This window comes from Anaeroplasma bactoclasticum (assembly GCF_003550015.1).
GTDB lineage: Bacteria > Bacillota_I > Bacilli_A > Acholeplasmatales > Anaeroplasmataceae > Anaeroplasma > Anaeroplasma bactoclasticum.
The window spans coordinates 1-7,968 of record NZ_QXEV01000049.1 but is presented as its reverse complement, the minus strand read 5'-3'; the positions used below and the strand labels follow the sequence as shown (position 1 = coordinate 7,968).

The window sequence follows — 7,968 nt, the reverse complement described above, 5'->3', positions numbered from 1 at the left end:
CAAACTTTTTAACCAAGTTTTCTATAGTTGTTTTAAAACGTCTAGGCTTCACTTGTTCACAAGGCCTCACGGGATAAGCCATAAATCTTTCCTAGTTTACCCACTTGATTTACCGATTAGGGTTACGATTGCCTTTTGGACTTTGTTGTGTCTTGCCAACTTATCCGCCTAATGGGCCTCATTATCAAGTTTCTGTTCGTTGGGCCACTATTTCGCTATTACTTCTTTTCACGCTCCATCACTGGTTTACGCTTTGCAAGTCGCTATCAAGTTCGTCGGCAACTACGCCTCTTGGGACTTTCACCCTAGATTTATAACATGCCCGTCATACAAGAAAAAATCCTCTCCAAATTGGAAAGGATTATAAAAATTATATATTTTTAACTTGAAATTTGCTTAATACATCATCATTAGAAAATAAATCCATATAACAAGAACTTTCGCCTACATACATACGGTTTCCTTGAAATGGAGTTGCAAGAAAAGGAATTGTCATATTTATAGCATATCCTTCTTTTTTGGGCTCATAATCATATTTTGCATATCCATCTAAATTAGGTTCTTCATTATTACCAAATGCTTTTTCCTTATTTAAACTAAAGTTACAAAATAATGAAGATGTTTTTGATTCCTGGGAATAAGCTTTTAGCATAAAGTCTTCTACTAAGCTTTTTACAGTTGCACTACCATTTGAATACTCAAAATAAGAATAACTAAAATCTTTTGAAATTGTATATTCACTAGCCTCAACAAACTGTACTGCAGTTAACGCTGGACTTGTAATACAAGATTCTATTTGATTTCCATACATTGAATCAATAACTATATATTCTCCTTCATTTGAAGTTATAAATGGTGATATAAATGTTGTATAAAACTTACCAGTACCGCTTACTTCTTTTTGAATATATGTACCGGTTGTTCTATTGATTTCATTAGTAGTGTATTTATAAGAATCTAAAGCTATATCGGATACAACTGTATAATTACAATCTTTTCTATATGCTTTAGTAGTTATATTTATTGTTTCTTCTTTCTTTCCATCTTTTTCTATATATGAATCCAAATAATAGAATAGATTAGCTGTTTTAAAATCCATAACAGCTTTTTCATAAGTAACTCTATTTGTTTTATGATTCTTATAATACACTGTTTTAGTATAAGATTCATAATCTGTTAGAATGGAATGTCTAAATCCATCTAATTTTTCTATATAAGGCTTTAAATCTTCGCTAATATACTCTTCATCTCTATATCTATTATCTACAACTTCTTTATAATTCCATTTTTCCATTTGATTTTCAGTTTTTTCAAATGCCTCTACACCATCTTTTAGAGTAGCTTCATTCACTGTAAATGATGTCTCTGTTATATTAGTAGAACCACAAGATGCTAAAGATGCTCCTGCAAAAGCCATCATAGATAGCCCAATCAATAAATTTTTCTTTTTCATTTTTTCCTCTCTCCTTTATGCAATATAATGCAGTTATTATACTACTCCACTTAGCCTATTTTGTCAACATATATATGGTATATGCTTATTGTCTAAAATAGAAAAATCCCCTTAAGGGGGATTATATCTATTTTTTTCCACCAGTTTTGATTTCTTTTCCTCTTCTTGGTGGAATATACCCTACTTTAGAGCCTCTAGGCTTAATTAAGCATTTCTTATCAAAGCCAATTAAATCCTGACGTCCTGCTTTAGTTAATGCTTCATATACTAAATCATAGTTTTGTGGAAGCTTATATTGCATCAAAGCTCTTTGCATTGCTTTTTCATGAGGGTTCTTAGTTACATATACCTTATCCCCTCTAAATGGATCAATTCCAGTATAATACATACATGTTGATGCTGTACCTGGGGTAGGATAGAAATCTTGGACCTGCTCAGGCATATGGCCGGAATCTCTTAAATACTCTGCAAGCTCAATTGCACTATTTAATGTAGAGCCAGGATGAGATGACATTAAATATGGTACTAGGTATTGGTCCATACCAAACTTATGGTTTAAATCCTCATATCTTTTAACAAATTGATCATATAAGCCACGAGATGGTTTACCCATTCTTACTAATACTTCATCTGCAATATGCTCTGGGGCTACCTTTAATTGTCCTGAAATATGATATTTAATCAATTCTTCAAAGAATTCAGGATTCTTATCATACATTATATAATCATATCTTAAACCACTTCTTACAAAGACCTTTTTTATACCTGGAAGCTTTCTTGCTTCCTTTAGGATATCTAAGTATTCCGAATGATCAACTTCCAAATTTTTACATGGATCATAACCAATACATTCTCTTTGTGTACATACACCATGTTTTAACTGCTTACCACAGGCTGGTCTATAGAAGTTGGCAGTTGGGCCACCTATATCATGAATATATCCTTTAAAATCCTTATCCTTAGAAATAATCTTTATTTCTTCTAAAATAGATTCCTTTGTTCTGGATTGAATAATTCTTCCTTGGTGCATTGTAAGAGCACAGAAATGGCACCCACCATAACAACCACGGTTAGAGATTACAGAAAACTTAACCTCATCAATCGCAGGGACATGTCCTTTTGCCTCAATTAGTGGATGACATGCTCTCATATATGGTAAGGAATATGTTGCATCCATTTCATCTTGAGATAATGGAAACTCTGGTGGGTTTTGTACTACATAGATATTTTTATATGGTTCAATTAATGTTTTACCTGTAAATGGATCTGTATTCTTATATTGAATTTGAAAGGATTTAACATAATTCATTTTATCTGCTAAAACCTCATCATAAGATGGAAGCCATACGGCATCATCTGGCAGTAAGGATTTATCCTTTGTTTTCCATACAGAATTTCTAATATAAATAATATCTTTTATATCTAAGCCAGAATCTAGGGCATCCGCAACCTGGACAATAGTCTTTTCGCCCATACCATACAATAATAAATCGGCATGAGAATCAAGTAATACACTTCTTCTAACCGAATCATCCCAATAATCATAATGATTTAATCTTCTTAAGGATGCTTCAATACCACCACAAACAACTGGTACATCTGGATATAATTCCTTAAGTTTAGAACAATATCTAATCAATGCTCTATCAGGACGCTTTCCCATTTCTCCATTTGGGGTATAATAATCCTTTTTTCTTCTTTTTTTGGATACAGAATAATGGTCTACCATGGAATCAATATTACCAGCACAAACTAAGAATGCTAGTCTTGGCTTACCAAATAATTTAAATGGCTTATCATCATTAATATCTGGTTGAGATACAATGCATACCTTATATCCAAAATTCTCTAATACTCTTGAAATGATTGCAGGACCAAAGGAAGGATGATCTATATATGCATCACCAATAATATATACAAAATCTGGTTGTTCCCAACCATATTCTTTCATTTCCTCTAGTGTTATAGGTAAAAATGGCATATTTTTGCCTCCCTTCATATGCTTATTATATCATTTATTCATTTTAAAATGAATTAAAACCGGCAATAAGCCGGTTATAATTCTAATCCCAAGGGAATTTATATTTTAAGCCTAAGGAATCACGTACCTGGCTCATTTCCTTTTGAACTGGTTCTGAAATAGGTACTCCCTTATCTTTTCTTTCTTGCCATACTAAATATTCCTTTTCTCCGGCAGTATAAATATGGTCATGACCTGGCTGCTTGCGAGAGGCACGAATAGATCTTAATATATCTCCAGTCTTCTTTCTACATAAATCCTCGCCTAAGAAATGGTTTGTATCAATAGCAATGAAGAAATGACCTAAATGATATGGACTCTTATTTCCATCCTTATCCTTACCATTTAAATCCTTACCATATAACCCATCCTGTAATACACTAGATAATAATTCAACTGCAACAGCATAGCCATATCCCTTATATCCGCCTAAAGCTTCTCCAATACCACCTAGGGTAGTAAGTGCAGCCTCACCAGATCTAATCTTTTTAAGTGCAACTCCAGCATCACCCAAAATTGGCTCTCCATCATTACCAATGATAGTTCCAGGATGTACATCCTCACCAATTCTTTCATAATATTCAATCTTACCATTTTGTGTAATCGATGTTGCACAATCTAAAATGAAGTCAAATGGTTCATCAGAAGGAATTCCAATAGTTAATGGGTTTGTACCAAACATACCCTCAACACCGAATGTTGGGGCAACACTAGGGCGTGCGTTTGTACCTGTAATTCCAATACAACCCTGCTTGGCAGCCTGTGATGCATAATAGCCTGCAATACCATAGTGGCAGGAATTTCTTACAACAACCATTCCCATACCGTATTTCTTCGCTTTATCAATAGCCATCTGCATACTTCTTTTACCAATAACCTGACCCATTCCATCATGTCCATCAACAACTGCAGTGCATTCTGTTTCTTTTACAATTTCAAAATTTGTTACAGGATTTTGAATTCCTGCAACAATTCTATCAATATATATTGGCTTGAATCTATTACATCCATGAGATTCAATACCTCTTTTATCACTTTCTAATAATACTTCTGTACATACTAATGCATCTTCATATGGAACACCATATCCAACAAATGCATCTGTAACAAACTTCTGGGCAGTATCCCAGTCTAACCATACCTTAGCCATAATAAGCCTCCTATTCATTCCTCTTTTATGATAATAAAATTATCTATAAAAATCAATAAACTATAGCTAAAACAACCAAAAGTCTAGGCAAAAACCTAGACTTAAGCTTTACATTTTTTCTTTTCCAATGCTGAATGCTTCTCCAACTGCATCCCCAAGTTCTATATAATCTTGATGAATTGGATCATAAGTAATTGGAGTAAATTTATCTAAATCCGGAAGTCCATCAGGGCCTAAATATTTCTCGTCACAGGATACATTGATAATTTTACCTACCATTACTTCATTTTCATAAGAATAAAATTCACATTCCAAAGTAATTGGTAATTCTTGAATAACAGGAGCATTTACAAATTCACTTTTTACCTCTGTAAAGCCCGACTTTTTAAATTTATTCTTATCCTTATTACCAGATACTAAGCCAACATAATCACAAGCTTCCATATATTCTTTAGTTCCTATCGAAACAGTAAAGGCTTTGGATTTCAATATATTATCCGTTGTCTTATGACTAGACATCGCAATAGATATCTTATCTGTATCTGTAATACCACCCCAAGCTGCATTCATTAAATTAGGTTTCCCATCGCTATCATAGCTTCCAATAATAAATACTGGCATAGGATATAAAAACTGTTTTACTCCAAAATTCTTTCTCATAATGTTCCTCCTACATAAATAGTATTGCCATCGCAATTAAAAATTGAGCTGCATAATAGGTTGTATGATTCATAATAATCATAAACCTTGATTCCGGATTTAATAAGCCTTCCTTCTTATAATCCTCTTCCTTAGAGAAGTAAGTAATAGATAATATTAAATCCGATACAATGAATAAAATAGAACCAATTAATAATAATAAATTCGCTAAAGAATACTCATGAATTATTCTAAAAATAGAAAATAACACAAATGCACAAAGTAAGAATCCATAAATAATACAAGGAATCAAAAACTTACGGAAGGTCATTTTCATTACTTTAATAGATATAACAAAAATGAGTACAACCAAAACTATAGCTCCAAGTATAGAATAAATTAACTCAAGCCATAATTCTGGATAAAAGGTATAAGAGGAGGATATATAGAATATATGTCCAATTCCAAAGGCACTCATACCTGTAATCATTAGAATATCATAATCATTTTCTAAACATAAAAATCGCATATTTAATGTTTTAAAATAAATTTTGAAATCTAAGAATATATCTCCTATCATACCAAAGACTAAACCTAATATTAAAAATATTAAAGGTAATAAGTCATTATAGGCTACCTTACCACCCTCTGAAACATTACTAATAAAACAAAACATCGCTGTCAAAATAAAGAAAATGGATGTTAATGCTTTAATAGCAATCGCAATTACAGAACTCTTCTTATCTCTTTTAAATAAAAACAAGCCTAAAGAGATAACACCAAGACCTAAAAATATATAGGGCATCATATAAAACCCTCCAATCGTATCTATCTACTTTTATTATAACAAAATTATTGTAAAAAAAACAACAAGAAAAAAAGCTTCCGAAGAAGCTCTTATTCCCAATAGAAATTATAATTATCTGTTCTTTCGTTTTGATTACCTGTAGGGTCTTGAATAGAATAACCAATATTAACTAAGTGGTCACCAACTCTTTCCATACCAGAAATAATGGATGTGAAATATCCACCAAGCTCCATAGTACAGTTTTCCTGTGCCAATCTTTCAAAGTGAGAAATGGATAGCTGATGCTTTAAATCATCTGTTTTTGTTTCAAGCTCAGATAATTCTTTTAAATCTACATCAACAGATGTATCAAATGTCTTTATAGCAATAGAGAACATTTGTTCAATAGTATCAAACATTGTTTTTAATTCTGCTTCTGCAACAGAAGAGAATTTAATGCCCTTTTCCTTCATGTGCTGAGCATCCTTTAGCAAGTTTTCTGCATGGTCACCAATACACTCAATATCGTTGATTACATGGTAATATGAACCTACCTGCTGTACATTCGCTCCAGAAACTAAAGGAGATAGCTTAATTAAGAAGTTAGTAACCTCTGCATTGATATAGTCAATTGCATTTTCTCTTCTTTCAATTTCTTCATCATATTTGCCTTCTTGGTTACAAACCTCATAAAAGCCTAACTCTAAATTTATCTTAGCTAAATTTGCCATATTTTCAATTTCTTTTTTAACCTGCATTACGGCAATAGCTGGAGTACGAAGCTCACGATGGTCGATAAACTTTAATGTGTGAGCAAGCTCGTTTTCCTTTTCCGGAACAATATGCTCAATAAATTTAACTAAATATTTAACAAATGGCAATAATAATGCAGTAGTTATAACATTAAATGCGACATGGAATATTGCTATTTGGAATTCTACTTTAAATCCTGTATTCTTTAAAAGTTCAACAATAGGCCCCTGTAATGTCCAAACTAAAATTGTAAAGATTATTGCACCAATAATTTTTACTGTTAAATGCATAAAACCTGTTCTTTTGGCATTTGTTGAAGAGCCTATAATTGCAAGCATAGATGTAAAACATGTACCCACATTCGCACCAATAATTATGAATAATCCAGCCTCCATAGTTAATGCACCAGAACCAACCATCATAATAACCAAACCAATCATCGCAGATGAGGATTGCATTAAAGCTGTAAGTAAAATACCAATTAACACATATAATAATGGGAAATTAATTTGTTCCAATAGATTTTTAAATGCATTTAATACTTCTTCATTTTCAAAAGCACGTCCAACTAAGGATAAACCAATAAATAATAATCCTAAGCCAGCTAAAATACCACCGATGTTATGAATTCTATCATTTTTCTTGACAAAGCACATCATTACACCAATAAATGCTAAAACAGATGCATATAAGGAAATGTTTAAACTTTCCAAGGAAACCAATAAACCTGTAACAGTAGTACCTATATTTGCACCCATGATTACAGTAGTTGCTTGAGCAAGAGTCATCGCACCAGCATTAACAAAACCGATTGCCATGACTGTAGTTGCAGCGCTGGACTGTACTAAGGCTGTAACACCAGCACCAATTCCAACTCCAGCAAAGCGGTTATTTGTTATCTTACCAATCAACTTCTTCATTCCTGGTCCTGCAACCTTTTGAAGATGATCTGACATCATATTCATACCGATAACAAAGACACCTACTCCTGCAAGTAAGGCTAATATACTTTCGAATATTTGCATTATATCTTCCCCTTTTACTTTTGGTATTTCAACAGTTTCATTTTAACATAGAAAAAACAAAAACAATGTGAATTTTAAAGAATTAATTCTTGTAAACGTTTCACAATAATAAGATTACAAAATGTAATAATGATTAGTCAC

General features: G+C 32.5%; 6 protein-coding genes. All 6 read right to left on the bottom strand.

Translation table 11 applies throughout. The annotated features are described in order from the left end of the window. Positions 1-370 precede the first annotated feature (370 nt). The 6 genes from EI71_RS09880 to EI71_RS09855 all read right to left on the bottom strand — a co-directional run bounded on the left by EI71_RS09880 (position 371) and on the right by EI71_RS09855 (position 7,827). Positions 371-1,453, bottom strand: a complete 1,083-nt coding sequence (locus tag EI71_RS09880; RefSeq protein ID WP_119017059.1) for a hypothetical protein — start codon at positions 1,451-1,453, stop codon at positions 371-373. 127 nt (positions 1,454-1,580) lie between these two features. Next, positions 1,581-3,434 carry a YgiQ family radical SAM protein gene (locus EI71_RS09875; RefSeq protein ID WP_119017058.1) on the bottom strand — a complete coding sequence of 618 codons (1,854 nt, stop codon included), beginning with the start codon at positions 3,432-3,434 and terminating at the stop codon, positions 1,581-1,583. A gap of 82 nt (positions 3,435-3,516) precedes the next feature. Next, positions 3,517-4,623, bottom strand: coding sequence for an Ldh family oxidoreductase (locus tag EI71_RS09870; protein WP_119017057.1), 1,107 nt, complete (start codon positions 4,621-4,623; stop codon positions 3,517-3,519). A 108-nt stretch (positions 4,624-4,731) separates the two neighbouring features. Continuing rightward, a complete protein-coding gene (locus EI71_RS09865; protein WP_119017056.1) occupies positions 4,732-5,283 on the bottom strand; it encodes a flavin reductase family protein in 552 nt (183 codons plus the stop codon). 10 nt (positions 5,284-5,293) lie between these two features. Next, complete coding sequence (locus EI71_RS09860; RefSeq protein ID WP_119017055.1) at positions 5,294-6,070, bottom strand: lysoplasmalogenase family protein; 777 nt, start codon at positions 6,068-6,070, stop codon at positions 5,294-5,296. A gap of 89 nt (positions 6,071-6,159) precedes the next feature. Next, entirely contained in the window at positions 6,160-7,827 is a 1,668-nt protein-coding gene (locus EI71_RS09855; RefSeq protein WP_119017054.1) for a Na/Pi cotransporter family protein, read from the bottom strand. Positions 7,828-7,968: the final 141 nt, after the last annotated feature.

Excerpts from the sequence above, each read along its gene's own strand:
- EI71_RS09880 (WP_119017059.1), bottom strand. The coding sequence starts at position 1,453 with ATGAAAAAGAAAAATTTATTGATTGGGCTATCTATGATGGCTTTTGCA.
- EI71_RS09875 (WP_119017058.1), bottom strand. The coding sequence starts at position 3,434 with ATGCCATTTTTACCTATAACACTAGAGGAAATGAAAGAATATGGTTGG.
- EI71_RS09870 (WP_119017057.1), bottom strand. The coding sequence starts at position 4,623 with ATGGCTAAGGTATGGTTAGACTGGGATACTGCCCAGAAGTTTGTTACA.
- EI71_RS09865 (WP_119017056.1), bottom strand. The coding sequence starts at position 5,283 with ATGAGAAAGAATTTTGGAGTAAAACAGTTTTTATATCCTATGCCAGTA.
- EI71_RS09860 (WP_119017055.1), bottom strand. The coding sequence starts at position 6,070 with ATGATGCCCTATATATTTTTAGGTCTTGGTGTTATCTCTTTAGGCTTG.
- EI71_RS09855 (WP_119017054.1), bottom strand. The coding sequence starts at position 7,827 with ATGCAAATATTCGAAAGTATATTAGCCTTACTTGCAGGAGTAGGTGTC.